We start from the raw sequence: 23,415 nt of genomic DNA on the forward strand, positions 1-23,415 counted from the left end.
TGCTATCATAGTTGGTAGCGAGTTTAAATCCAAATTCGGCGGAGGCAACAATATGTTAGACATCCAACAACTCACCGGCGGTTACGGCACGGTACCGGTTTTACAAAATGTGAATTTCACCGTGCCAGATCAAAGTATCGTCGGCTTGATCGGCTTAAATGGGGCCGGCAAATCCACGACCATCAAACACATTATCGGCTTATTAAAACCTTTATCTGGCAAGATCTTAGTCAATGGCAAGAGCTTAGATGATGATGCCAATGCCTATCATCAAGCCATCGCTTATGTACCAGAAACCCCAGTGCTGTATCCTGAGTTGACTTTGCAAGAGCATATCGATTTGACCATTATGGCATATGCGTTGGACAAAAAAGCCGCTTGGGCCAAAGCGCATGAGTTGTTGGCTAAGTTTCGCTTGGACAACAAATTGGCGTGGTTTCCAGACAATTTCTCCAAAGGCATGAAGCAAAAGGTGATGATCGTGTGTGCGTTTATCACCAACGCGCAGTTATTCATCATCGATGAGCCTTTCACTGGCTTGGATCCTTTGGCGGTGCATGATCTACTTGATTTGGTACAAGCCAAAAAAGCGGCTGGCGCGTCAGTATTGATGTCCACACATATTTTAGCCACGGCGCAACAATACGCCGATGAATTCGTCTTGCTTAAAGCCGGCCAAGTCCGCGCGCAAGGGGACTTGGCGTCATTAAGTGACCAATTTGGCCTCAAGGATGCCTCATTAGATGATATCTATATGGCCATGAGCCAAGAAGGAGCGCAGGCATGAAACACCTTTGGCAAACGCGCTTAAAACAACATTCACAAGCGCAATTCAAATATTTGAAATTGGTGTTCAATGATCATTTTGTGTTGGTGTTGATCATTATGCTTGGGGCTTTGCTTTACGGGTATTCGCAACTGGTCAAAACCATGACTGCCAGCTGGTGGCTGCCAGGCGCTTTGGCTTTAGGATTCACCGCGTTGCTGGGGATCGGTCGCTTGGCGAGTTTGGTGCAAAAAGCAGATGCGACGTTTTTATTGCCAAAAACCACGGAATTTCCTCAATATCTGGCCAAAGCGCGGCGCTACAGCTTGGCTTTACCGCTGGTGGTATTGACCTTTGCGACGATCGCCGTGATCCCGATGCTAAAAGTGTTGGGTTTGGCAGTATGGGATGCTTTGGCGTTAGGCGCTGCGTTATGGGCGTTTAAAGATGCGGATCTGTGGCTACAAGTATTGACCTTTTATCAAGGCGCGCCCACTTGGGCTAAACGGCGTCATTTGTTTGGCGTTGTGTTAGTGGCGTTAGGGTTGGGCTTTTATGTGCATCCAGCGATCGCTTTGATCGCCGCATTAGTGGTGGCTTTAGGGTTGCGCTGGCAATTAGGCGTTTGGTTGGATCCGGCGCATTTGGATTGGCTGAACTTGGTGCAAGCAGAAGCCAAGCGCATGGGACAGATCTATCGCTTCTATAATTTGTTTACCGACGTTCCTGGGTTACAAGGCACGGTCAAGCGCCGCAAGTATTTAGATGGTATTGCCAAAACCGTGTTCAAAAAGCAAAAAAACACATGGGCATGGTTATTGATCCGCAGCTTTTTGCGTCGCACCGAGTTTTTAGGGTTGTACTTGCGCTTAGTGGTGATCGGGGCGCTGTGTTTGGCATTTGTGTCACAATGGTGGCTGGCTTTGGCGCTTTCGGCGTTATTTGTGTACTTGATCGGCTTTCAATTGTTGCCGATGTATCAAGTGCATGACGACATTGTCTTCAGTTATTTATACCCCTTGCCGCAAACGCAAAAACCTAACGCTTTTAAAGCTTTGGTGGTCAAGTTATTGCTGATGGCAGCGGTGATCAATGCGTTAGGCGCATTGGCTGGTGGCCATTGGCTTACCGCGTTGGCTGCGATCGTCGGGGGCTTAGTGGTGGCCGTTGGGTTTGCCGGGTGGTATTTGCCCTTGCGTTTGCGTCAATTTGCCAAAGCCCGCTCTTGACTGGAAAGTCTGCGCTTAGTACACTGATTCTAGATGTGGTTTTGTGCCACGATACGGACAATTGCGACATTTGAAACGATTGTAATTAGGAGTTGTGCCTATGGATTTTGATCTTGACCCAGGGTGGTCGCTGAGCCCTGTCGGTGGCACTACCGGCGGTGCGTTTTTAGGCGTTCATGCCCATGAGAAATTCTTTTTAAAACGAAATGCGTCCCCATTTTTGGCGGCCTTATCTGTTGAGGAGATCACGCCTAGACTGATTTGGACCAAACGCATGACCACTGGCGATGTCTTAACCGCACAAGAATGGCTTAACGGCCAAACATTGACGCGGGCACAAATGAATACCCCCATGGTGGCAAAGTTGTTGGCGCGTGTGCATCACTCGCAATTGTTGCATCGCATGCTCAAAAAAGTCGGCGCGCCGATGCCCACACCGGCACAGCTGCGCGAGCGCTATGTGGCGGACTTACCTAAAGCGTTGCGCCAGCATCCTTTAGTGGCACAAACTGCCAAGCGCTTAAAGAACTTGCCACCACAAGTTGCCTCGACGGTATGTCATGGCGACTTGAATCATAAAAACTGGCTGTTATCTGATACCCATAAACTGTATTTGGTGGATTGGGATCAAGCCAGCTTAGGCGATCCTGCCTTTGATCTGTCGGTGGTGTTGATCAACTATGTGCCACGCAAGCAATGGGGCACATGGATGGATGCTTATGGCACGCATTTAAGCCCAGAATTATTGGCACCGATCATGTGGTATGGGCAGTTGCATTTGTTAGAAGCCGTGCGTTTTGGGTATGAGCAACAACGCTACACGGAAATGAATCAAGCACTGATCCGCTTGCAAGCTTTAATTGATCAAACAGACTAAACCATGACCCGGCGGTATCCGCCGGATTTTTTATGGCAATCACACTTCAATGGAGGCAATATGCGTTTACGAAACAAACCTTGGGCGACCCCTTTGATCGCGGCACACCCAGAATATATCATGACCAAGCCGGTTAATATGCAAGGCAAGTGGCAAAGCCGCTTTGACCAAGCCCGCCCGCTGTATTTGGAAGTCGGCTCTGGCAAAGGCCAATTCATCATTAACATGGCCCAGCAACATCCTGATCAAAATTTCATCGCCTTAGAGATCCAAGAAGTGGCGATCGCTTATATTTTGCGCAAGCAAGTTGAACTGCAATTGCCGAACTTGCAATTGATCTTAGGCGATGGGGCCGACTTGACCGATTATTTTGAGCCAGAAGAAGTCACTGGCGTATTTTTGAACTTCTCTGATCCTTGGCCTAAAACCAAGCACGAAAAACGTCGCTTGACTTACAAGACCTTCCTTGATCAATACAAGGCGATCATGAAGCGCGGCGGCGTTTTACAATTTAAAACTGATAATTTAGGTTTCTTCCAATTTTCATTGGTCAGCATGAACAACTACGGCATGCATTTTGATCTGGTGTCTTTGGACTTACATCATGATGCGCGCGTCGTGGGTAATGTGGAAACTGAATATGAACATAAATTTGCCTCACAAGGCGGGTTGATCTATCAACTCACTGCCCGCTTTGAGGTTTTGGCGTGACCAGCGCAACACCGTGCCGTTTTCGGCGACGGTAAACGCGTACATCACGCCATCGATGATCAATCCGCCATCATAAGCGGTAGTGTAGACATCGCCAGCTGAGGCCTGTTTTGGTTGATGATCGATAAAGCCACCAGAAACTGTGCCGCCAGCTTGCATGCGGCGCACTAGTTGGGCGTAGCGGTGCTTGGGCAGCCAAGTGTGGTAATAATAATGATGACCCCATGCGCTGATGGCGCCAGCGGCAAGTAAAGCTGAAACTGTGGTCGTAGTGTTTTTCTTCATGACGAGCCTCCCATGGGTTTAATATACCGCGCTTTTAATGGGTTGCCAAACGTCTTGCACTTGAGTATAATATGCTTATCTAATGTAAGTGAAAGGATGTTGTCTTATGAAAATCTTTGACTCAGATGATCAGATCCGCCAAGCGGCTAAAGCTGCTGGCAAACAAATGTTGTTCTTTACTGCGGGCTGGTGCCCAGATTGCGCCTTTATCAAACCAGAAATGCCAGCGATCGAAGCGGAATATCCTGATTTTGACTTCATCCAAGTTGACCGCGATGCCAACATTGAAGTCGCCCAAGACTATGGCGTGATGGGGATTCCAAGTTTCATCGCCATGCAAGACGGCAAAGAGATCGGCCGTTTTGTGAACAAAGACCGTAAAACCAAGCAAGAAGTTGAAAGCTTCATTAACGGTTTGCCTGCTTAGTCACTTGAAAGGAACGTCAATTGTTAGTCACCACTTATAATCCCAAAGCTTTAGGCGATGTGCTCATCGCCGTTATCGGTCCTGATGATCCCAACCAAACCAGCCAACAAGTTGGCGACATCGTGGGTATCTACAACGCCCAACATGAGGCCATCGGGTTCAACTTTTTCAATGTCCATCAATGGTTGCCTGAACTTGTTGGCAATGGCCAAGTCCACTTAGATCAAGCGGGCTTAGAAACCTTGAACGAAGCCATCAGCAAATCCGGCTTGAACGGCGCTTTACCGCTGGACAATCCAGCCCGTATCGTGATTGGTAAAATCGTTGAATTTGAAGCTCATCCAGATTCTGATCACTTGCATGTGACCAAAGTGGATCTTGGCGCAGAAGGCATCAAGCAAATCGTGTGCGGCGCGCCTAATGCCGAACTTGGCCAAACCGTTGTCGCTGCTTTACCAGGTGCCATGATGCCAGATGGCAAGTTGATCTGGCCTGGGGTGTTGCGTGGTGTTGATTCATATGGGATGTTATGTGCTGCGCGGGAGTTAGCGTTGCCGAATGCCCCCCAAAAGCGCGGCATTTTGATCATGCCTGATGACCTTAAAGCAGGCCAGCCGTTTGACTTTGACCAAGCGGCGGCCGTGGTTGCCAGCCAAAACTAAATGAAATTTTCTCACCGTGGACTGTTAAAGGTTCACGGTTTTTTTGCGTAATCGGCGGAGTGGCGGCTTTGATATGGTAAAATAGAAAGCATTGAGTAATCGGAAGGGATGAAATTTATGGCGCATTATGATGGTCCGCCTTTTTTACGCGGCGAAGCAGAACCACCTGCTGAAAAATACCCATTACCACCTAGAACTGAGCGCCAAGCACCAAAACCAAAGCCTGCGCCAATAATGCCTCAGCCAGAACCTGTTGCTGAGTCTGAAATCGGGCGTCATTCTGTTGACCCATTGGCAGCGTTAAGTACGCCAAAATCAACAGTGCGGCGGGGACCTAAACGTCCACAAATCGACTATCAGGTGATCTTAGCGGATATGGCGCGGCCTGATGATCAAGTGTATTTGTTTGTTGATGACACAAATGACGCCGCGACTAGCACGCCAGTAGTTGAACCAACAGGCACAATGCCTGATGTGCCGGCAAGTCAATCGGCTAATGACCCGTTGCAAGCGGATGAAACCAAAGCTGCTACGCCTCAAGTTCCTGAGACTTCAGCTATTGCACTGGATGCCACTGATCTGGTGCCTGGTGCCTCACCTGACACTGCAGGCGAATCGTCTGAAGCGACTCAAACGCAGATGCCAACAACCTCACCCAAGACTTCAGTTGACCACAAAGTACCAGGGGCAGCCGCAAGTGAAGCTCAGCACATCACAAGAAAGCTTCCAAGCGAACCCGCCAAAACGGCAAAGCCGATCCCAACTGTCAGCCAAACCCCGACGAAGCTGATCCCAAGCCAAGTCGATCCGCTTAAAGCAGCGCAACAAGCGCAATTAGAAGCGGCGTTGGCCAAGCAAAAAAAGACGGTTTACGCCAACTGGCGCCCATTACAATTGCCCAAACGCCAGGACCTGCATAGTGCAGTGGGCAACTACAAGGCGCGCAAAAAAGACTTGCCCAAACCAATTGCCCAAATGCGCGCTGAACAAGCGCAAGCAAAGGCCAAACCCACTCAGCCAACTGCGCGATCTGAAGATCCCAAGCTGACAACATCAGTCCCACAGCCAACTGCGGATTCAGTGGCCAAGCCCACCTCAGTAGCTGCGCCAACACCATCAACGCCTGCAGCCCAGCCGTCAGCTACCAGCGTCAAAGCTGAAGCCACGCCGCAACAGCCTTACGTTTTCCCACCGCTTGATCTGTTGCCAAAACCGGTGATCACCACCAGCGCGGCACAAAACGATTGGGTCGAGGCGCAAGCGCAACGTTTGGATGAAACGCTTGAAGCTTTTCATGTGGGCGCCCACGTGGTCGCCCACACCATTGGGCCGACGGTGACCCAATTTCAGGTCTCACTTGATGCCGGGGTGAAAGTCAATAAGATCACCAATTTAAATGATGATCTAAAGTTGGCTTTAGCGGCCAAAGACATTCGCATCGAAGCACCGATCCCAGGTAAAACCACTGTTGGCATTGAGATCCCGAACTTGCACCCACGTCCCGTGATGTTGCGAGAAGTGTTACAATCACCCGCTTTTCAAGACGCCACCTCGCCTTTGACGATCGCTTTGGGGGTCGATTTATTCGGCCAGCCAGTGGTCACCAATATCAACAAAATGCCTCATGGCTTGATCGCTGGGGCGACAGGATCTGGTAAATCCGTGTTCATCAACTCATTGTTGACGTCGCTACTTTATAAAGCCACGCCTGAACAAGTACGACTATTGCTGATCGATCCTAAAGCCGTTGAATTGGCGGTTTACAACAACTTGCCGCATTTGGTGTCACCGGTGATCTCCGATCCAAAAGCGGCTGCCGAAGCGTTGAAATGGGCCGTTGAAGAAATGGAGAACCGTTATCAGAAAATGGCTGCGGCTGGGGTGCGTAATTTGGCACAATTCAATCGCAAAGCCAAATCCCATGGCGATTTTGGCTTGGTATTGCCTTATGTGGTGATCATCATTGATGAGTTAGCCGATTTGATGATGGTTGCCGCTTCTGAAGTGCAAGACTATATCGCCCGCATCACGCAAAAAGCCCGCGCTGCTGGGATCCACTTGATCGTCGCCACGCAACGGCCATCGGTGGATGTCATCACTGGCACCATCAAAAACAACATTCCCACCCGGATCGCCTTTATGGTGGCCAGCCAAACGGATTCGCGCACGATCATTGACGCCAATGGGGCAGAACGCTTGCTTGGTCGCGGGGATATGTTGTATCTTGGTAACGGCGCCAGCCAAGCATTGCGCTTGCAAGGGACTTTCATTGACGAAGATATCGCCACGGTGGTCGATTTCGTCAAAAAAGAGCGCCCAGCGCATTACTTATTTCAACCAGACGGCTTGTTAGCGCAAGCTGAGGCCAGTGATTCGCAAGACGAGCTATTCCCACAAGTATTGGAATACATCGCCCAAGAAAAACATGTCTCAACGTCAAAGTTGCAACGCGTTTTTTCGATTGGCTACAACCGCGCCGCCAACTTGATCGATGAGTTGGAAATGCGGCATTACATCAGCCCCGCCAACGGCTCAAAACCACGAGACGTTTACTTTACCAAAGAAGACTTGGCTGACGATTAACATGACTATTAAGGGGAAAAACATGACTCAAACGTATTATTTTATCGGTATTAAAGGTTCAGGTATGTCCGCATTGGCATTGATCTTGCATGATATGGGCAATACCGTGTTAGGTTCGGATATCACCCAATACACGTTCACCCAACGCGGCTTGGCTCAAGCTGGCATCGAAATGTTGCCATTTGACCCAGCCAACTTAAAGGCAGGCTACACGGTGATCTGTGGGAATTCGTTTACCGACGAGCATCCAGAAGTGGTTAAAGCCCATGAATTAGGCTTGAAGTTCTATCGCTATCACCAATTTGTTGGGGAATTCATGAAGCCTTACACGTCTATCGGCGTGGCTGGCGCCCATGGTAAGACCTCAACGACGGGTTTATTGGCGCACACTTTAAGCGGCATCGACAAAACCTCTTATCTGATCGGGGACGGGACTGGTAAAGGCACGCCTGATTCCAAGTTCTTCGTGTTTGAAGCGGATGAATATCGCCGGCATTTCTTAGCATATTCGCCAGACTATATGATCATGACCAATATTGATTTTGATCATCCTGATTACTATACCGGCATTGAAGATGTGTATTCTGCGTTTCAAACGGAAGCCCAACAAGTTCAAAAAGCGATTTTTGCTTGGGGGGATGATGCTTGGTTGCGCAAGATCGATGCCAAAGTTCCGGTTTATTATTATGGGACCAAAGATACCGATGATTTCATCGCCAAAAATATCAGTCGCACCACGACCGGCTCGAGTTTTGATGCGTTCCATCACAATGAATTGATCGGCCATTTCCATGTGCCGTTATTTGGGGAACACAGTGTCCTCAATGCCTTGGCTGTGGTGGCTGTGGCATACGCTGAAAAGCTCGACCCAGATTACATTGCGCGTGAATTGGCTAGCTTCTCAGGCGTTAAACGGCGCTTTTCTGAAAAGAAGATGAGCAATGCCGTGATCATCGATGACTATGCCCACCATCCATCTGAAATCAAAGCCACGTTAGACGCCGCACGCCAAAAGTATCCGGATCAACAAGTTGTCGCAGTGTTCCAACCGCACACCTTCTCACGGACCATCGCATACTTAGATGAGTTTGCGGAAACGTTGAGCAAAGCTGATGCCGTTTACGTGACGCCGATTTTCACCAGTGCGCGGGAAACTTCCGGTTCAGTTTCGGCTGAAGACCTCCAAGCCAAAGTGACCAAGCCAGGTGCCGTGATCAAATTAGATGACATGTCGGCATTGTTGGACTATGACAACGCAGTGTTCGTCTTCATGGGCGCTGGCGATATTCAAAAGTATGAAGTTGCTTTTGAAGACTTGTTGGCTCACGGTGAATTGAAATAAAGTGACACTTGTCGATCTCAGTCTTAAGTCTAACGACAAGTGATCGAATTGCCGCTATAATGTGACTTAAAGCTAGTTTGAAAGGAGACGATTCGATGCAAGAACGTCGTGTTGTCAATGATGCAGGACTTTCCACTTTTTTCTCGAAAGTCTATAGCACCATGGGCGGTGGGTTATTGATCACCGCTTTGATCAGTTATTTGTTAGGAAATGTGTTCCAAGTCCAATATGGGAACTTCATCGTTTCCAATCGCCTCTTGTTCATCGTGGCGACATTCTTACCACTGATCTTGTCGTTTATGATCTCTGGTCGCCGTGGTCAACAGTCTCCTGCTTATGCGCGGACGATGTTTGGCTTGATGGCAGCTTCATATGGGTTCACCTTGGCTTCAGTGTGGTTGATCTACCCAGCCGCTAACATCGGGATCTCTTTGGTGGTGACGGCGGTGATCTTCTTCACCATGTCAGTGGTGGGTCGCACGACTCATCAAAACCTCTCAATGGCTGGCCGCTACGCGCTTTCAGCATTGATCGGCGTGATCGTGTTGACATTCATCAACATGTTGATCGGCTCAAGCTTTATGGCGATGTTGATCTCATATGCGATCTTGATCATCTTCATCATCATGACTGCTGCAGATACCCAAGCGTTGAAGCGCATTTACTTGACTGCTTCTGGTGACGGTAACTTTGCCGTCAATACCTCAAGTTTGGCGGTACAAGGGGCATTGATGCTTTACTTGGACTTCTTGAACTTGTTTATGGTGATCTTGCAGATCTTCGGGGTTTCCGACAATCGTTAATGGATCTAACGCCTTTGCCTGTTGGTAAAGGCGTTTTTTTGTGCCCAGCGCCACCCACTGATCACGCGTCAAGCCGCTAGGGTATTGGGTTTTGCTACTTGTGGCGGTTTGGCTGGTGCTTGGTGCAAGGGCGGAAATTCGATTTTTGGCGTTGCAGTGTTCATACTAAAATTGTGACCAGTTGTGCCAATTGATTGGGAGGAAAGCTTATGGCAAACTCGGTATTAGAAACTAGTGTTGAACAGACGCTACCAGCATTTGATCGGGTCCCGGCATTATTGGCGTTGCGGTTTTTGGATGTGTCTGATGAAGAAATCGATGATGCGATCAGAAGTTTTGCCCATGCGTTGAGTCAGATTCAAGATGTGGCGATCGAGCAAGTCGCCCCATGGCAGTTGCATCAAGCCATGGCGGCGTTGAATCCGGATTGGGCCAAAGGCGGGCCAGCTGAGGATCATGACGCGTTTATCCGCTTATTGTGCATCAGCTTGTATTTGCGCTTTTTGGCGCAAACTGGGCATTTGAGTTTATCTGAGACCCAAGTGCTGGACCAATTCAATCGGTATATGCCACCGCGGGCATAAGTCGTCGTGAGCCAAGCGCCCTTGTGCTTGGCTGTTTTGTTGGGCCTTAAATCTGGTACAATAAACATAGGACTTTTGAGGAGGACATTATGGCCGACAAAACAAAACTGTTGCTGATCGACGGCAACTCAATGGCATTTCGCGCGTTTTATGCGTTATACAATCAATTGGATCGCTTCACTAACCAAGCAGGGGTCCACACCAACGCGGTATTCACGTTTAACAACATGTTGGATTCGCTGATCGATCAATTTCAGCCAGACCGGATCTTGGTGGCATTTGACCGCTCTGGCGGGACTTTTCGCACGAAAAAGTTTGGTGATTACAAAGGCAATCGCGATCGGGCGCCAGAAGAGTTACTGGAACAACTGCCATTGATCAAAACCTTGTTAGACGATCACGGCATGGCGCATTACGAATTGCAAGATTGGGAAGCTGACGATATCATCGGCACGCTGGCCAAACAAGCGCAAGCGGCAGGCTGGGAAACGACAGTGGTCACTGGTGACCGCGATCTGACGCAATTGGCGACTGATCATGTCACCGTGCAAGTGACCAAAAAAGGGGTGGCGGAACTAGAAGCCTTCACTCCGGAAAACCTCAAGGAAAAAGTCGGCGTGACCCCACGGCAATTCATCGACATGAAAGGCTTGATGGGCGACACGTCAGATAATTACCCCGGTGTCGCCGGTATCGGACCAAAAACGGCACTCAAACTGTTAACTGAATATGGTTCCATTGAAAATCTGTACGACCATATCGACGACCTCAAAAAATCGAAAATGAAAGAAAATCTGATCGCTGGGCGCGACGATGCGTTTATGAGCAAAGACTTGGCGACCATTCGTCAAGATGCGCCGCTGACCGTGGGTTTAGAAGACACCACCTATACCGGTCCAGATCTGGATGCGCTGCGGAAATTTTATACTGAATTAGACATGCATCAAGCCTTAAATAAGCTCAACAAACAATCACCTGTGGTGCAACCAAAAGCGCACTATGAAGTGATCTCTGATGCCAATTTGGCGGATCTGTTGGCAGTTGATGAACCGATCGCTTTTGAAATCGAAATGTTGACGGAAAACTACCATACCGCTGATGCCATTGGGTGGTTTGTCGGTACCGCATCGCAAGTCTTTGTTTCTGCAGACGCGACCTTGTTGGCCATGCCAGCGCTACAAACATGGTTGAATGCCCGCGATCACATCACGGTATTTGACTTGAAGCGAAACTTAGTCGCGGCTAAGAAATATGGTTTGGCGTTGGATCGGGTGGATTTTGATGTACTGTTGGCGTCTTATTTGCTTAACCCAGATCAAAATGCCAACGATTTAGGCCAAATCGCACAAGATCATGACTACACATTGGAATTTGATGAAGCCGTGTATGGCAAAGGCGCTAAGTTGGCAGTGCCTGAAGAAGACCAATTGTTCAGCCATTTTGCCCGCAAAGCCCAAGCCTTGTTAACGTTGCGGCCGCATTTGACCCAAGACTTGGCTGATCATGATCAAGCTGGGTTATTTGACGACATGGAAATGCCGCTGGCTCGGGTATTGGCCGCCATGGAAGAAGTGGGCATCACCCTTGAAGCCAAAACCTTGCAAGCCATGGGTGAGCAATATGCCCAATCCATCAAAGTGTTACAAGAAAAGATCTATGGCCAAGCTGGTCTTGAGTTCAACTTGAATTCGCCAAAGCAATTAGGGGAAGTCTTGTTTGAAAAACTGAATTTGCCTGTGATCAAAAAAACCAAGACTGGCTATTCCACCAGTGTTGATGTTTTAGAGCAACTCAGCCATGATTACCCGATCGTGCAAGACATTTTGGATTATCGTGCCGTTTCTAAGCTCCAATCCACTTATGTCAAAGGCTTGCTCAAAGCCCAATTGCCAGATCAAAAGATCCACACGCGCTACTTGCAAACCTTGACGCAAACTGGTCGCTTATCGTCAGTTGATCCCAACATGCAAAATATCCCTGCTCGCGGTGATGGCAAGTTGATCCGCAAAGCCTTTGTGCCGTCACATGCTGGCTGGCAGATCTTCAGTTCAGATTATTCGCAAATCGAGTTGCGGGTTTTGGCACACATTTCCGGTGATGCCAACATGCAAGAAGCTTTTAAAGAAGATCGCGATATCCATGCCAACACCGCCATGAAGATCTTTGGGTTGGATTCTGCCGACCAAGTGACGCCTGACATGCGCCGCCAAGCCAAAGCCACCAATTTTGGGATCGTGTATGGGATCTCTGATTTTGGGTTGGCTAAAAACATCGGCATCACCCGCAAACAAGCCAAAGCCTTCATCGATGGGTATTTTGAACAATATCCCAAAGTCCGCGAATACATGGATAAGATGGTGGCCCAAGCGCGTGAAACTGGGTTTGTGGAAACCTTGTTCCATCGCCGGCGCTATTTGGATCAGATCCACTCGCGCAATTTCAACTTGCGGCAATTTGCGGAACGCACGGCGATGAACACGCCGATCCAAGGCTCTGCCGCAGACATTATCAAAGTGGCGATGATCCGCATGCAACAAATGCTCAAAGACCAAAAGCTGCAAAGTCGCATGTTGTTGCAAGTTCACGATGAACTGATTTTTGAAGGCCCAGAAGCTGAAATGCCGATTTTAGGCAAATTGGTGCCAAAAGTGATGGATTCCGCCGTTGACTTGGCAGTGCCGTTGAAAGTGGAAAGCTCTTATGGTCCCACTTGGTATGACGCCAAGTAGAAAGGAGAGCCATGCCGGAATTACCAGAAGTTGAAAATGTGCGCCGCGCGCTGTCTGAACTGATCGTTGGCAAAACGGTATGTGGGGTCCACACCAATTGGGAGAAGATCTTGATCGGCGGCTCGGCCAGGTTTGCCGAAGCATTGACTGGTGCTACAGTAACGGCAGTGGATCGCCGCGGCAAGTACTTGTTGTTGCGCTTTGATCACCATCTCACATTGGTGTCGCATTTGCGGATGGAAGGCAAATACCAGCTGGCCCAAACGGCAAATGAGCCACCAGCACGGTTTTTGCATGTGTGGTTTGATTTTACCGATGGCAGTCAGTTGCGGTATTTGGATATGCGCAAATTTGGCCGGATGCAGTTGTGCGATACCGGCAGCGAAATGCAAGTGGCTGGGTTGAAAACCATTGGGCCAGAACCCACGGCGGCGGATTTTGACGCGGAAGCTTTCTTTCACACGCTGCAAAAGCACAAAAAGCCGATCAAATCGGTGATTTTGGACCAAAGTGTCGTCGCTGGCGTCGGCAATATTTACGCCGACGAAACCTTGTGGCGCGCAAAGATCAACCCGATGCAACCAGCATGTACGTTGAAGCGTCGCGAAGCAGATGCCTTGCATGATCAGATCATTGCCGTGTTAGCCGCATCGATCAAACTTGGTGGTACCACAGTACATACGTTTATCAGCGCCGATGGACAAACTGGCGGTTTTCAAAACCAGTTGCGCGTTTATGGCAAACAAGGCACGCCATGTGTGCGCTGTGGCACCTTGATCGTGAAAACCAAAGTCGGCCAACGCGGGACGCATTATTGCCCTGGGTGCCAAAAGTTAAGGAAGCGAGTGATCCATTGACATATAAATTAGGCTTAACTGGCGGCATCGCTAGTGGCAAAAGTACAGTGGCTGACTTGTTTAAACAAGCTGGCTATCCGGTGATCGATGCTGACGCGATCGCCAGGCAGATCGTGGCGCCAAATTCGTTGGCGCTGAAAAAAATCGCCTTGCGTTTTGGCCAAGAGGTGATCCAACCAGACGGCACCCTTGATCGCAAAGCGTTAGGCGCCAAAGTGTTCGGCCATCCGCAAGCGCTGGCCGACCTCAACGCCATTGAACACCCTTATATTCGCGTGGCGTTGACCAAAGCGTTAGACGAAGCGGTCAATAGTGGCGCCAAACTGGTAGTCGGCGAGATCCCCTTGATGTATGAAACGCATTGGGAACAATATTTTGATGGTGTCGCGGTGGTCAACATCACGCCGCCACTGCAATTGAAACGCTTGATGGCGCGCGATAACCTCAGCGAAGTGCAAGCCAAAGCCCGCATCGACTCGCAAATGCCGCTTGCGGCTAAAGTGGCGCAAGCCGATTTTGTCATTGACAACTCACTAGGGGCGCAAATGCGTGAAGTGCAAGTCAACCAGCTGATCGCGCACTTAACGGCCCAATAGCCAATGCATAAACCCAGTGAAAGTCGCGGTGTGGCTGTGTTATAATAACTGAAAACGGATAAGAAGGTGTGTTGCTTGCAGTGCCCACATTGTCATCACAATAGTAGTCGCGTGGTCGACTCGCGGCCAACCGATGGCGGCAAAGCCATTCGGCGGCGGCGGGAATGCGAAAATTGCGGTTTTCGCTTCACCACATTTGAGCGCGTCGAACAAACGCCATTGCTGGTTATCAAGAAAAACGGCACCCGCGAAGAATTCAACCGCGAAAAGATCTTGAAAGGGTTGATCCGGGCTGCTGAAAAACGGCCGGTCACCATGGAGCAAATGCAAGGCATCGTTGAGTCAGTCGAAAACAAGCTGCGCGCCATTGGGGAAAATGAAGTCTCAAGCCAAGCCATTGGGGAGTATGTGATGAGCAAACTTTCTGATGTCGATGACGTGGCTTATATTCGTTTTGCCAGCGTGTATCGTCAGTTCAAAGACATGTCTGTGTTCATGCAAGAACTTCAAGACATGATGAACAAAGAAAATCAATCAGACGAAAACAAGTAACCTTGTTTTCCAGTCGCGACATGCGCTCGCCTTGCAGATCCTGATCTCAGGGTCGACAAGTCGGGCGCTTTTGTGTCAAGCGTAAAGGAGGCGCGGATTTGGAACGTCCACAAAATTTCATGGCCCAAGACGACTATTTAGTTGCCCAAGCCACTTATTTTAGCAACGTCGACCAACACGTCGCCGTTAGCTTGTATCAACCTTTAGTCGGACCAGTGGCCATGGCGTTATATCTAAGCTTATGGCAAGAAGCCAAGCCCAGACCATTGGTGTCAGATCGCCGCTCGCAAACACGCTTATTAGATCTGTTGAATATTGGCGTGGATACGCTATATGATGCGCGGGTGCATTTGGAAGCAGTGGGGTTGATGAAAACCTATACCACTACTGATGCGATCAGTCGCTATTATGCGTATGAACTTTATGCGCCAGTTACCCCGCAAGCGTTTTTTAATGACGATCTGTTGGGAATGTTGCTGTATGATCGCGTTGGGGATGCTAGATATCGCGAATTGGCAGAAGAATTTGCTTTACATCCGGTGCGCCGCGACGATTGGCAAGAGGTGTCGGCGAATTTCTTGGATGTGTATCATTTAACGAATGTCTTGGAAACGCCAACTGCTGCAGGCCAAGTCCAACAAGATCTGGCCTTGAAAGCCGCGCCTGAAGTCAGCTTAGATGATGACGGTGGCTATGATTGGGGCTTGTTGGCGTCAATGTTGACCACCAGCAATATTGCGCCTGGTGAACTTGACAAAAATCGCACCGCTTTGTATGAAATGGCGCGCTTTTACGGCTTGAATCCACCGACATTTGCCCGTCAGATCAGCCGGGCCATTGATGTGATCTCAGGCAAGTTGAACTTACGGCAGTTGCGACAATTTGTGGAGCAAACGTATCGCAAAGCAGATGCGCCAGCTTTTTCGGATCAAGCCAAACCTGCAACGCCAACGCCGGTATCCAATTCGGCCATCGCCGATCTGACGCCGCCAGAAGCCGACTTACTCAAACGTGCCAAGAGCCAAGCGCCACGCACGTTTTTGGAAGCGACGAAAAAGGCCAAAAATGCGCGCGCCTATGCTGGCAAAAACGAGATCTTTGCGCTGCGTGAGTTGGTTTCTCGCCATGTGTTCCCAGAAGCCACGGTGAATATTTTGATCGATTATGTCTTGCGCAGTTATGATTCATTGAGCCAAGCGCTGCTCAACGGGTTTGTGCAGCGTTGGATCACTGCCAATGTCAGCACTCCTGAATCGGCGTTGCAACAGATCAGAAAAGAAGCCCAACAACCCGCCAAAAATACCCGCAACCGGCGGCCGAATCGCCAAGAAGATACGCCGGATTGGATGAAACCAGATTACCAACCGGTTTCAAAACCGGTTTCGGTGCAAAGCAAACAATCGATCGAAGCGGGGTTGGCGCGACTCAAAGCCATGCGGAAGAAAGGATCTGAATCCTGATGAAAGATATGCATGCCGAATTGCAGAAATTAATGGATCAGCGGCATTTGACTGGCGCGTTTCATGACGCCATCAACAAAGCTGCCGCCGATCCTGAAGTCCAAGCTTTTTTACGGGCGCACAAAGACCAATTGGCAGCCGATGCCACCAGACGTGGGGCAGCGAAGATCTATGAATTCGTCAATGAACGTGATAAGCGCTTGAAAGGCATTAGCAGCTTTGCGCCAGGCTATCAACCTGAGCTAGTGGTTTCCAATGGGCAAATCGACTTGGCCTATGAGCCGACTGCGGAAAAACAAGCCCTGGACAAACTCGCAGATCAAAAGCGCTTGATCAACGCCATCAATATGCCTAAAGCCATCCAACACGCCAACTTGGCCGTTTATGACGACAAAGACCGTGGGGAAGCTTTACAAGCGGCGGTTCAATTCACTGTCGATGTCGCAGATCAGCCGCATGATTTTCACAAAGGGCTGTATTTGACGGGACCATTTGGCGTCGGTAAAACCTATTTACTCGGTGCCATCGCCAACGAATTAGCGGAGCAAGGCGTTGGCTCGACGCTGTTGCATGTGCCAACTTATGCCGTTGAAATGAAAAATGCGATCCAAACCAACTCAGTGTTAGCCAAGATCAACGCGATCAAAGTCGCACCGGTATTGATGTTAGACGATATTGGCGCAGAAGCCTTGAGCCCTTGGTTCCGCGATGAAGTGCTAGGGATCATTTTGCAATATCGCATGCAAGAAGAGTTGCCAACGTTATTTTCGAGCAACAAAACCATGGACGAGTTGAAGCGCTTTTTGGCTGGGGCTGATCGTGGGGACAATGAAGCCATGAAAGCATCGCGCATCATGGCGCGGATCCAGTTTTTGGCCACTGAAATCGCAGTGGGTGGCCGTGATCGTCGCAACGGGTGATCTCACCCCTTTGGAGGAGAAAAAATGCACGCAAGTTTAACCCATGATGCCACCAACCAGATCAAAAATGTCAAGATCGGCTGGTCTTGGACCACGTTTTTCTTTGGTTTTTTCCCAGCGTTATTTCGTGGGGACTGGAAATGGGCCTTGATCATTGCTGTTTTGCAAATCGGTACTGGGACGTTCACATGGGGCATTTCCGTATCGATCATTTCGATCATTTTTGCGATCATTTACAACAAGATCTATATCAATGATCTGTTGAAACAAGGCTATCGGCCCACGGATCAAACGAGCGCTGATTTGTTGCGGCAACGCGGATTTATCGGCTAGTCCAAAATCGATTTTCAAGACTTTTTTCAAATTGGGGCTTGTATCTGCATCTGCCATGTGTTTTAATCTAAGTATCGAAGACAGGAGTTACAAGGATCATGAACAGAGAGCTGACGTCTTGGCTGTAAACGTCACACGACCTGATCCGCACCGCTTCTCGTAGTTCATTCGACCCGTGCTGGGTTAACGCACAAAGAGGAAAGTATGCGTACTTTCAAGTCGGGTGGAACCGCGATTAGCCAATCGTCCCGGATGTCAGTGATGACGTCCGGGACTTTTTTGTACTCCTGAATCAATGAAAAGGGGAAAATCATATGTCAATTTCAATCACTTTACCAGACAAATCCCAACGCGATGCCGAAGCCGGCATCACCGTGTTGGATTTTGCCAAGTCCATCGCCATCAGCTTAGGTAAAAAAGCCGTCGCTGGGAAACTCAACGGTCAATTGGTCAACTTGGATACCCAATTGAACGCTGATGCCGAACTTGAGATCGTCACCAAAGATTCTGATGACGGCTTGGAAGTTTTGCGTCAAACCGCTACTTTTGTGTTAGCTGCTGCGATCAAAGACTTGTTCCCAGAAGTGCGTTTGGGCCAAGGCGAAGCCCAAGACGATGGCTTCTTTTATGACACTGACAAAGACAATGGGCAATTGACAGTTGATCAACTGCCTGCTATCAAAGCCAAAATGGCCGAGATCGTCAAAGCCAACGCTCCGATCGCTTCTAAGACCTTGAGTCACGATGAAGCATTGGCCTATTTTGCCAATGAACCTTTCAAAAAGCAATTAGTCGACGCTTTAGATGGCGACGTTAAAGGCTTCCAATTGGGTGACTTCTTTGATTTTGAAGAATCAGCCTTGTTGCCAAGCTTAAAAGACTTGAAGCATTTTGATCTGTTAAGCGTGGCTGGGGCTTATTGGGAAGGCAAATCTTCCAACCCAATGTTGCAACGGATCTACGGCACGGCGTATTACAAAGCTGCAGACCTTGAAGAAGATGCCAAGCGTCGCGCAGAAGCCAAAGAACGCGACCACCGTAACATCGGCCGCGATCTGGATCTGTTCTTCGTTGATCCTAAAGCCGGTGCCGGCTTGCCATATTGGATGCCAAATGGCGCCACGATCCGTCGCGTGATCGAACGCTACATCATCGACAAAGAATTAGCGGATGGCTATCAACATGTGTATACCCCAATTTTGGCTAACTTGGATCTTTACAAGACTTCTGGCCACTGGGATCACTATCGCGAAGACATGTTCCCACCAATGGACATGGGCGACGGTGAAATGCTTGAATTACGGCCAATGAATTGCCCATCTCATATCCAGATCTACAAGCATCACATTCGCTCATATCGCGAATTGCCACTGCGCATTGCCGAACTTGGGATGATGCACCGTTATGAAAAATCTGGTGCTTTATCTGGGTTACAACGTGTGCGGGAAATGACCTTAAACGATGGCCACACTTTCGTTGCGTTGGATCAGATCCAAGAAGAATTCAAGAAGATCTTGCGTTTGATCATGGATGTCTACGAAGACTTCAACATCAACGATTACACTTTCCGCTTGTCTTACCGCGATCCTAAGAACACGGAAAAGTACTTCGATGATGAAGAAATGTGGACACGCAGCCAAACCATGTTAAAAGGCGCCATGGATGATTTGGGCTTGGATTACTATGAAGCAGAAGGCGAAGCCGCGTTCTACGGGCCAAAGCTTGATATCCAAACCAAGACTGCTTTGGGTAACGACGAAACCATGTCCACGATCCAATTGGACTTCATGTTACCAGAACGCTTTGGCTTGACTTATGTCGGCAAAGACGGTCAAGAACATCGGCCAGTGATGATCCACCGTGGTGTTGTGGGGACGATGGAACGCTTCATCGCTTACTTAACTGAAATTTATAAAGGGGCCTTCCCAACTTGGTTAGCGCCAACTCAAGCCATTTTGATCCCTGTGGCTGATGCCCATGACGATTACGTTGAAGACTTAAAGAAGAAAATGCTGAAAGCCGGTTTACGGGTTGAAGTGGACAACCGCAACGAAAAAATGGGCTACAAGATCCGCGAAGCCCAAACTCGCAAGGTGCCATACACCGTTGTTGTCGGTGACAAAGAATTAGCTTCAGCGACTGTGTCCGTCCGCCGTTATGGCGAAGCAGATTCTGAAGAAGAACCTGCCAACATGTTCGTTGATTCTGTGGAAGCAGAAGTGAAGAACTATTCACGCGATGGCTCCCGCAAACCAAGTGAAGCCAACAAAGTCTTAGGTGACTAAGTAAACGAGAAGTCAGGCCATGTGCCTGGCTTTTTTGGTTGCGCAAAGTCTGCGAGTTTGGCATACTGGCGTTAATGAATCGAAAGGAGTTTGCCTATGTTGCCAATTGTGTTCGCCGTTGTCTCGTTACTGGAGGACGGCATTAAATAGCTTACCTCCGCGTTTTTGGAGGAAAAACTTTGAATTTATCTGAATATGGAAATATCACCACCCAACCGCTTGCCACAGGCTTGAGTTTAGGGCGCGTGGTTGCGCTCAGCCACCAAATTTTGACTGTTGTCACGCAAGCTGGTCGTTTTCAGGCGCAACTTGCCGGATGGTTGGTCAATTTTGCAGTGGACCCAGAAGACTTTCCCACTGTCGGGGATTGGGTGCAGTTGCGCTTGCCCCAAAACCGTGAAGACGTCGCGTACATCGAACGGTTGAATCCTCGGTCCAGCGTGTTTTTGCGCAAAGCGGCTGGCCGTCAAAATGCGGCGCAGCTGATCGCAGCGAATGTCGATTGGGTGTTGTTGTGCATGGCGTTGGATCACAACTTCAACCTGAGACGCCTAGAGCGGTACTTGGCAGTGGCAGCAGCCAGTGGGGCCAAGCCTGCTGTCGTGTTGACCAAAGCCGATCAAACGCATGCGCTTGAGGCGCAATTGGCGCAAGTTGCCGCCTTGGTTTCGACGCCAACGCCACTGATCGTATGCGATGCCACCCAACCTGATGGCTTGGTCGCGCTAGCTGATTTCATGCAACCCAGCCAAACTTATGCGCTGTTAGGCTCGTCTGGTGTCGGGAAAACCACCTTGATCAATCAATTAAGCGGCAAAGTCGTTGGGGCCACGCAAGCAGTTCGCGTGCGTGACGCACATGGTCGCCACACCACAACGAGCCGACAACTTGTGGTGTTGCCTAATGGCAGTATCGTGATCGATACGCCAGGGATGCGCGAGCTGGGTTTGTTGGATGCAGATGTCAACGCCACATTTAACGATATCTTGGCGTTAGCCGCGCAGTGTCGCTTCAAGGATTGTACCCATCAACATGAACCCGGTTGTGCGGTACTTGCCGCCATTGCTAGCGGGGCGTTGACTCAAGCGCGTTTGGACAGTTTCTTACAGTTGCAACAAGAAGCGGCGACCAATACGCAACGGCGCGGCAAAGCGCGTGAGCAAGCTAAGATCAAGCGGATGTTTGGCAGCCAAAAGCAAATGCAAGCCATGCGCAAAGCTAGCCACAAGCGCTTAAGATAACTGCAGATCGTCAAGTGAAAGGTTCACTTGGCGATTTTTTGCATCGTGGCAAAAGGGCTGGTCTAGAGAAAATGTGATCAGTATGTTAAGCTACAATTTGTAAGAAAGAAGGTCGATCACGTGATCATTCAATTATGGGGCTCGTGGCTGGTGTTGTTTATCATCGCCCGCTTGCTCGGCGGCTTAGTGATGATTTTGGCGATGTTCATCATGGCGTTTTTACCAGGTGATCGCAATTTGCGGTTTACCAAACTGATCGCCAACAATGGCCGCGGCATGTACAGCTTGATCGGCGTGGTGTTGTTGATCGCATTAATCGGCGTGTACTTTGTGTCCCAGTGGTGGTTTGCCTTTATCGAATTCACCCCAGTTGGTGTGGCCGTGTTTGGTAGCGTGGGGATCGCCGGGATCACTTGGTTGTCGAGTTTCATCAAGAAGCGCCACGACTTCCAGCTGAAAATGGCCCAAATGCACGATGATGATGAGGACCAGCCAAAATAATCGGTTGCGTCAATCTTTTTTGCTTGACGCCGGCGTCTCATTCAGGTATGATATTAAACGTTGAGAAAACAAGCAGAAGCGCCCGCTTCTCGCCCACGTCAGTGTGACCGCTAGGCAAATGTTCGGTAACCATGACGGCGGGAGTTTCTATTAAGAGAAGCTCGTGTCGTCTTTTTGCTTGGTTTTTTCCAAAAATTTTGGAGGTGAATTGCCATAGCACGAGATATGATGGTCAACTCGGGGATCCGTTCACGTGAAGTTCGTTTGATTTCACAAACCGGCGAACAACTCGGCGTGAAGGCGACCCGCGATGCCTTAGCGTTAGCAGAAGCTGCTAACTTGGATCTGGTTCTTGTATCACCGAATGCAAAGCCACCCGTTGCGCGCATCATGGACTTCGGGAAATTCCGCTTCGAACTGCAAAAGAAGCAACGCGAAGCCCGCAAGAAACAAAAAACCATCAGCATCAAGGAAATTCGTTTGAGCCCAACGATCGGCGAGGCTGACTTCAACACGCGTTTGAAGAACGCCACCAAGTTCCTTGAAAAAGGGGATAAGGTCAAAGTTTCCGTTCGTTTCCGGGGTCGCGCGATCACCCATAAGGACTTGGGCCAAAAAGTCCTGGAACAAATGGCAGAGGCTACCAAAGATCTTGCTGTTGTTGAGTCTCGTCCAAAAATGGACGGGCGGAGCATGTTCTTGATGCTCGCACCAAAAGCTGACAAAAATAATTAGTCAGAAACGTTATTTAGGAGGAAATCGTCATGCCAAAATTCAAGACCCATCGCGCTTCAGCCAAGCGCTTCAAGAAAACCGCTAGCGGTGCTTTGAAGCGCGGCCACGCCTACACGTCTCACCGTTTCCACGGTAAGACCAAGAAGCAACGCCGTCAACTGCGCAAGTCCGGCTTAGTATCCCATTCAGATATGAAGCGGATCCGCCAGATGCTCAGCCAAATGAAGTAGTTTCCGATTTCGGAAGCTCATTGTTGGAGCACGGATCTCGCGCTCAAGTTATCGTATTTTAGGGAGGAATTCTAATGCCACGTGTTAAAGGTGGAACTGTTACTCGTAAGCGTCGTAAAAAGGTACTGAAGCTCGCCAAGGGTTATCGCGGTGCCAAGCATCTGTTATTCAAATCAGCCAACTCTCAAGTGATGGTTTCTTATCGCTATGCTTTCCGCGATCGTCGCGCCAAGAAGCGTGATTTCCGTCGTTTGTGGATCGCCCGGATCAACGCCGCTGCGCGGATGAACGGTCTTTCTTACAGCAAGCTGATGCACGGTTTGAAGTTGGCCAATGTCGACATGAACCGTAAGATGTTAGCTGACATCGCTATCGCTGATCCTGCCGGCTTTACTGCTTTGGCAGAAACAGCTAAACAGGCGCTGGCCTAAATAGCGTAAAAAGTGACGAGACAAGTTGTCTGGTCACTTTTTTTGTCGGGTAAAACGCTATTGCTCAAACTTGGTGGCACGCGGATAATAAGCCCCAGGAGGTGGGAGCATGGATTTTACTCAAGTTAAATATGTCCGCCCAGATTTTCGGAAATTTGTCAAATGGTGTTGAAGGATAGTTTTTATCCTTTGAAGGTCTCCCCGACCGTGGGAGGCTTTTTTGTTATTTAATTGTTTAAGGAACTATGATGGATGCAGGGATAATGGTATTTTCGG

The 23,415-nt window shown here is 49.2% G+C and carries 24 protein-coding genes; 23 read left to right on the forward strand and 1 reads right to left on the reverse strand.

Translation table 11 applies throughout. The features are described from left to right. Nucleotides 1–52 precede the first annotated feature (52 nt). From ACKTSG_RS06015 to trmB, 4 genes are all read left to right on the forward strand, one after another. Entirely contained in the window at nucleotides 53–787 is a 735-nt protein-coding gene (locus ACKTSG_RS06015) for an ABC transporter ATP-binding protein (protein WP_407892933.1), read from the forward strand. Next, nucleotides 784–1,995 (forward strand): ABC transporter permease, encoded by a 1,212-nt coding sequence (locus tag ACKTSG_RS06020; RefSeq protein ID WP_407892935.1) that lies wholly within the window; start codon nucleotides 784–786, stop codon nucleotides 1,993–1,995. Before ACKTSG_RS06015 ends, ACKTSG_RS06020 begins: the two co-directional genes overlap by 4 nt. Before the next feature lie 100 nt (nucleotides 1,996–2,095). After that, a complete protein-coding gene (locus tag ACKTSG_RS06025) occupies nucleotides 2,096–2,872 on the forward strand; it encodes a phosphotransferase family protein (protein WP_407892937.1) in 777 nt (258 codons plus the stop codon). A 60-nt stretch (nucleotides 2,873–2,932) separates the two neighbouring features. After that, the gene (trmB, locus tag ACKTSG_RS06030; protein ID WP_407892939.1) at nucleotides 2,933–3,583 is read left to right on the forward strand and encodes a tRNA (guanosine(46)-N7)-methyltransferase TrmB; all 651 of its coding nucleotides are present in this window, start codon (nucleotides 2,933–2,935) and stop codon (nucleotides 3,581–3,583) included. Here trmB and ACKTSG_RS06035 read toward each other — a convergent pair. Further along, the gene (locus ACKTSG_RS06035) at nucleotides 3,530–3,868 is read right to left on the reverse strand and encodes a hypothetical protein (protein WP_407892941.1); all 339 of its coding nucleotides are present in this window, start codon (nucleotides 3,866–3,868) and stop codon (nucleotides 3,530–3,532) included. The two genes, trmB and ACKTSG_RS06035, sit on opposite strands and share 54 nt — an antisense overlap. A 106-nt stretch (nucleotides 3,869–3,974) precedes the next feature. On the opposite strand from ACKTSG_RS06035, the gene ACKTSG_RS06040 reads away from it, so the two are divergent. The 19 genes from ACKTSG_RS06040 to rplT all read left to right on the forward strand — a co-directional run bounded on the left by ACKTSG_RS06040 (nucleotide 3,975) and on the right by rplT (nucleotide 23,139). After that, nucleotides 3,975–4,295: a thioredoxin family protein gene (locus ACKTSG_RS06040; RefSeq protein ID WP_407892943.1), complete on the forward strand. Its 321-nt coding sequence runs from the start codon at nucleotides 3,975–3,977 to the stop codon at nucleotides 4,293–4,295. Nucleotides 4,296–4,315: 20 nt separating this feature from the next. Continuing rightward, entirely contained in the window at nucleotides 4,316–4,957 is a 642-nt protein-coding gene (gene ytpR / locus ACKTSG_RS06045; RefSeq protein ID WP_407892945.1) for a YtpR family tRNA-binding protein, read from the forward strand. A gap of 234 nt (nucleotides 4,958–5,191) precedes the next feature. Beyond that, entirely contained in the window at nucleotides 5,192–7,540 is a 2,349-nt protein-coding gene (locus tag ACKTSG_RS06050) for a DNA translocase FtsK (protein WP_407892947.1), read from the forward strand. A 22-nt stretch (nucleotides 7,541–7,562) separates the two neighbouring features. Next, nucleotides 7,563–8,882 carry a UDP-N-acetylmuramate--L-alanine ligase gene (gene murC, locus ACKTSG_RS06055; RefSeq protein ID WP_407892949.1) on the forward strand — a complete coding sequence of 440 codons (1,320 nt, stop codon included), beginning with the start codon at nucleotides 7,563–7,565 and terminating at the stop codon, nucleotides 8,880–8,882. 95 nt (nucleotides 8,883–8,977) lie between these two features. After that, the gene (locus ACKTSG_RS06060) at nucleotides 8,978–9,685 is read left to right on the forward strand and encodes a Bax inhibitor-1/YccA family protein (RefSeq protein WP_407892951.1); all 708 of its coding nucleotides are present in this window, start codon (nucleotides 8,978–8,980) and stop codon (nucleotides 9,683–9,685) included. A gap of 209 nt (nucleotides 9,686–9,894) precedes the next feature. Next, nucleotides 9,895–10,269 (forward strand): hypothetical protein, encoded by a 375-nt coding sequence (locus tag ACKTSG_RS06065; RefSeq protein WP_407892953.1) that lies wholly within the window; start codon nucleotides 9,895–9,897, stop codon nucleotides 10,267–10,269. Nucleotides 10,270–10,358: 89 nt separating this feature from the next. Then, the gene (gene polA / locus ACKTSG_RS06070) at nucleotides 10,359–12,998 is read left to right on the forward strand and encodes a DNA polymerase I (protein WP_407892955.1); all 2,640 of its coding nucleotides are present in this window, start codon (nucleotides 10,359–10,361) and stop codon (nucleotides 12,996–12,998) included. An 11-nt stretch (nucleotides 12,999–13,009) separates the two neighbouring features. After that, entirely contained in the window at nucleotides 13,010–13,855 is an 846-nt protein-coding gene (gene mutM, locus ACKTSG_RS06075) for a DNA-formamidopyrimidine glycosylase (RefSeq protein ID WP_407892957.1), read from the forward strand. Further along, nucleotides 13,852–14,451, forward strand: coding sequence for a dephospho-CoA kinase (gene coaE, locus ACKTSG_RS06080; protein WP_407892959.1), 600 nt, complete (start codon nucleotides 13,852–13,854; stop codon nucleotides 14,449–14,451). Before mutM ends, coaE begins: the two co-directional genes overlap by 4 nt. A 75-nt stretch (nucleotides 14,452–14,526) precedes the next feature. Continuing rightward, nucleotides 14,527–15,003: a transcriptional regulator NrdR gene (gene nrdR, locus ACKTSG_RS06085; protein ID WP_407892961.1), complete on the forward strand. Its 477-nt coding sequence runs from the start codon at nucleotides 14,527–14,529 to the stop codon at nucleotides 15,001–15,003. Between the two features lie 98 nt (nucleotides 15,004–15,101). Further along, the gene (locus ACKTSG_RS06090) at nucleotides 15,102–16,463 is read left to right on the forward strand and encodes a replication initiation and membrane attachment family protein (RefSeq protein ID WP_407892963.1); all 1,362 of its coding nucleotides are present in this window, start codon (nucleotides 15,102–15,104) and stop codon (nucleotides 16,461–16,463) included. After that, complete coding sequence (dnaI, locus tag ACKTSG_RS06095) at nucleotides 16,463–17,383, forward strand: primosomal protein DnaI (protein WP_407892964.1); 921 nt, start codon at nucleotides 16,463–16,465, stop codon at nucleotides 17,381–17,383. Before ACKTSG_RS06090 ends, dnaI begins: the two co-directional genes overlap by 1 nt. Before the next feature lie 24 nt (nucleotides 17,384–17,407). Beyond that, nucleotides 17,408–17,716, forward strand: coding sequence for a DUF2628 domain-containing protein (locus ACKTSG_RS06100; RefSeq protein ID WP_407892966.1), 309 nt, complete (start codon nucleotides 17,408–17,410; stop codon nucleotides 17,714–17,716). 314 nt (nucleotides 17,717–18,030) lie between these two features. Then, on the forward strand, nucleotides 18,031–20,001 hold the full coding sequence (gene thrS, locus ACKTSG_RS06105; protein WP_407892968.1) for a threonine--tRNA ligase: 1,971 nt from the start codon (nucleotides 18,031–18,033) through the stop codon (nucleotides 19,999–20,001). Nucleotides 20,002–20,180: 179 nt separating this feature from the next. Next, a complete protein-coding gene (rsgA, locus tag ACKTSG_RS06110) occupies nucleotides 20,181–21,242 on the forward strand; it encodes a ribosome small subunit-dependent GTPase A (RefSeq protein WP_407892970.1) in 1,062 nt (353 codons plus the stop codon). 120 nt (nucleotides 21,243–21,362) lie between these two features. Next, nucleotides 21,363–21,743 (forward strand): hypothetical protein, encoded by a 381-nt coding sequence (locus ACKTSG_RS06115; RefSeq protein ID WP_407892972.1) that lies wholly within the window; start codon nucleotides 21,363–21,365, stop codon nucleotides 21,741–21,743. 207 nt (nucleotides 21,744–21,950) lie between these two features. Next, nucleotides 21,951–22,478: a translation initiation factor IF-3 gene (gene infC, locus ACKTSG_RS06120; RefSeq protein ID WP_407892980.1), complete on the forward strand. Its 528-nt coding sequence runs from the start codon at nucleotides 21,951–21,953 to the stop codon at nucleotides 22,476–22,478. A gap of 29 nt (nucleotides 22,479–22,507) precedes the next feature. Further along, nucleotides 22,508–22,708 carry a 50S ribosomal protein L35 gene (gene rpmI / locus ACKTSG_RS06125; protein WP_054718570.1) on the forward strand — a complete coding sequence of 67 codons (201 nt, stop codon included), beginning with the start codon at nucleotides 22,508–22,510 and terminating at the stop codon, nucleotides 22,706–22,708. A gap of 74 nt (nucleotides 22,709–22,782) precedes the next feature. Then, a complete protein-coding gene (rplT, locus tag ACKTSG_RS06130) occupies nucleotides 22,783–23,139 on the forward strand; it encodes a 50S ribosomal protein L20 (RefSeq protein WP_407892974.1) in 357 nt (118 codons plus the stop codon). Nucleotides 23,140–23,415: the final 276 nt, after the last annotated feature.

Source organism: Lacticaseibacillus salsurae (assembly GCF_045862175.1).
GTDB lineage: Bacteria > Bacillota > Bacilli > Lactobacillales > Lactobacillaceae > Lacticaseibacillus > Lacticaseibacillus salsurae.

What these genes read in the sequence shown, in the direction of transcription:
- ACKTSG_RS06015 (WP_407892933.1), top strand. Translation starts at nt 53, where the DNA reads ATGTTAGACATCCAACAACTCACCGGCGGTTACGGCACGGTACCGGTT.
- ACKTSG_RS06020 (WP_407892935.1), top strand. Translation starts at nt 784, where the DNA reads ATGAAACACCTTTGGCAAACGCGCTTAAAACAACATTCACAAGCGCAA.
- ACKTSG_RS06025 (WP_407892937.1), top strand. Translation starts at nt 2,096, where the DNA reads ATGGATTTTGATCTTGACCCAGGGTGGTCGCTGAGCCCTGTCGGTGGC.
- trmB (WP_407892939.1), top strand. Translation starts at nt 2,933, where the DNA reads ATGCGTTTACGAAACAAACCTTGGGCGACCCCTTTGATCGCGGCACAC.
- ACKTSG_RS06035 (WP_407892941.1), bottom strand. Translation starts at nt 3,868, where the DNA reads ATGAAGAAAAACACTACGACCACAGTTTCAGCTTTACTTGCCGCTGGC.
- ACKTSG_RS06040 (WP_407892943.1), top strand. Translation starts at nt 3,975, where the DNA reads ATGAAAATCTTTGACTCAGATGATCAGATCCGCCAAGCGGCTAAAGCT.
- ACKTSG_RS06050 (WP_407892947.1), top strand. Translation starts at nt 5,192, where the DNA reads ATGCCTCAGCCAGAACCTGTTGCTGAGTCTGAAATCGGGCGTCATTCT.
- murC (WP_407892949.1), top strand. Translation starts at nt 7,563, where the DNA reads ATGACTCAAACGTATTATTTTATCGGTATTAAAGGTTCAGGTATGTCC.
- ACKTSG_RS06060 (WP_407892951.1), top strand. Translation starts at nt 8,978, where the DNA reads ATGCAAGAACGTCGTGTTGTCAATGATGCAGGACTTTCCACTTTTTTC.
- ACKTSG_RS06065 (WP_407892953.1), top strand. Translation starts at nt 9,895, where the DNA reads ATGGCAAACTCGGTATTAGAAACTAGTGTTGAACAGACGCTACCAGCA.
- polA (WP_407892955.1), top strand. Translation starts at nt 10,359, where the DNA reads ATGGCCGACAAAACAAAACTGTTGCTGATCGACGGCAACTCAATGGCA.
- mutM (WP_407892957.1), top strand. Translation starts at nt 13,010, where the DNA reads ATGCCGGAATTACCAGAAGTTGAAAATGTGCGCCGCGCGCTGTCTGAA.
- dnaI (WP_407892964.1), top strand. Translation starts at nt 16,463, where the DNA reads ATGAAAGATATGCATGCCGAATTGCAGAAATTAATGGATCAGCGGCAT.
- ACKTSG_RS06100 (WP_407892966.1), top strand. Translation starts at nt 17,408, where the DNA reads ATGCACGCAAGTTTAACCCATGATGCCACCAACCAGATCAAAAATGTC.
- thrS (WP_407892968.1), top strand. Translation starts at nt 18,031, where the DNA reads ATGTCAATTTCAATCACTTTACCAGACAAATCCCAACGCGATGCCGAA.
- rpmI (WP_054718570.1), top strand. Translation starts at nt 22,508, where the DNA reads ATGCCAAAATTCAAGACCCATCGCGCTTCAGCCAAGCGCTTCAAGAAA.
- rplT (WP_407892974.1), top strand. Translation starts at nt 22,783, where the DNA reads ATGCCACGTGTTAAAGGTGGAACTGTTACTCGTAAGCGTCGTAAAAAG.